Below are 1,409 nucleotides of genomic sequence, written 5' to 3'. Positions count from 1 at the left end.
GGCCGCTGATCGCCGCGATCGCGGCCTGAGGCCGGCCCAGTTTTGGCTTCAAGACTCGCGGTCCTGTAAGGCTGTTTTTACACGACCAAGACCCAAAGCGGACCTTTGCGCTGGCAGTTCTCGGCAGCTATGATCCCAGCCCATGAAGACAGCATCTGACATAGCAACGAGGCTTGTCGTCGATGAGACTAGTGTGCGTGTTCCTGTTGCTTGCATCGATGCAGTCCGTCGGTGCGCAGCAGCAAAGCTCGAAAATAACTTTACGCTGCACTGGAACGAGTAGGTTGGTGGGTAAGCCCGGAGCAGAGTTGGAATTTACGCCCCTCTCCAATCTCAGCATCATTGTGAACGACGTCGATCAAACAGTGTCGTTCCAGGATAAGATCGTACCGATCACGAAGATTACTCCCTTGCTTGTCGGGTTCAGCAGCCAATACGCGAATGGGAGGCCGACCATCTCTGGCCGGATCGATCGGCTGACCGAGAGCGTCGAAATCGATTGGAAGTACGAAAACGTCAGCGAGAACACCCATTGGGAGCTTAAATGCCGTCCCGAAGGTCCCTTTCGTGATTGGGGGTGAGCAGCCTTACCTAGGGAGTCGGTTCATCCTGACCGGGCACCATAGGGCGCGGCTTATCGATGATATCTGGGCCGACGTGCCACTTTCCGTTTCTGGCCCTCAGCTGACCAATCGCGGCATGATCGGCGATGGCAGCGCTTGACCCGTTGCGGACAATATGATCCCGGAAATTATGCACCCTGAGAACAGTGACGGAACGCCTCGTTGTAAGCTCTCGCCTAGGTATCGAGCCTACCAAAGTTTGCAACCAGTTAAGGTGAGCGGTGGTAATCTAGGTAGATGCACTTAACCGTTGTGTCGATCATTAGCTTCATCGGGGTCGTCTCGCCTCGAATCGCGTTCGTCGTAATCGCAACCCTGGCCTGGCGAAGGTCGCAGACCGAAGAAGTGCAACGAGCTTCACTAAATAAGCTTAAGCAACTAAAGCTGCCAGACATAATGCTGTTTCTCAAACGGCTCATCGCTGGCGCGATCATCGCGGCATTTACTATTGTCACCCCGATCGGCCTGTTCGCGCTCATCGCATTTCTTCCAACCATTACCTGCCACGGAGGTGGTTCGGGCGGGAATTGCGGTGAAGGTTATCTAGCTTCGCTTCCAATTGCTCTGCTCACCATCCCGCTCGACCTCGTAGCGGCGTTCTTTGTTTGCAAAGTCTTGGCCGATGGTCTCTGGCCGAAGCGATAGTGGACGCGGTTAAGCAACAACGGCAGCCTCTTTCTTCGTCTGCTTATGATGCTGTGGACGGCTCCTCCACGGGCACGAGAGTGCCAAGGATGGGGCGCCGTTTGAGGCTCCCACGATTCGGAGGAGCAGCCTATGCAATCA

At 55.2% G+C, this 1,409-nt stretch carries 2 protein-coding genes; both read left to right on the top strand.

The genetic code is table 11. From position 1 onward, the window contains the following. Positions 1–197 precede the first annotated feature (197 nt). Positions 198–581, top strand: a complete 384-nt coding sequence (locus tag GGD67_RS39015) for a hypothetical protein (RefSeq protein ID WP_179740340.1) — start codon at positions 198–200, stop codon at positions 579–581. 438 nt (positions 582–1,019) lie between these two features. Next, positions 1,020–1,268 carry a hypothetical protein gene (locus GGD67_RS39010; protein ID WP_157644365.1) on the top strand — a complete coding sequence of 83 codons (249 nt, stop codon included), beginning with the start codon at positions 1,020–1,022 and terminating at the stop codon, positions 1,266–1,268. The last annotated feature ends 141 nt before the right edge of the window (positions 1,269–1,409 follow it).

This window comes from Bradyrhizobium sp. IAR9 (assembly GCF_013408065.1).
In the GTDB taxonomy this organism is placed as follows: Bacteria; Pseudomonadota; Alphaproteobacteria; order Rhizobiales; family Xanthobacteraceae; genus Bradyrhizobium.
This window is presented reverse-complemented; position numbering and strand designations above follow the sequence as displayed.

Bases quoted from the DNA above. Each gene is read 5' to 3' on its own strand.
- GGD67_RS39010 (WP_157644365.1), top strand. From the start codon at position 1,020: ATGCTGTTTCTCAAACGGCTCATCGCTGGCGCGATCATCGCGGCATTT.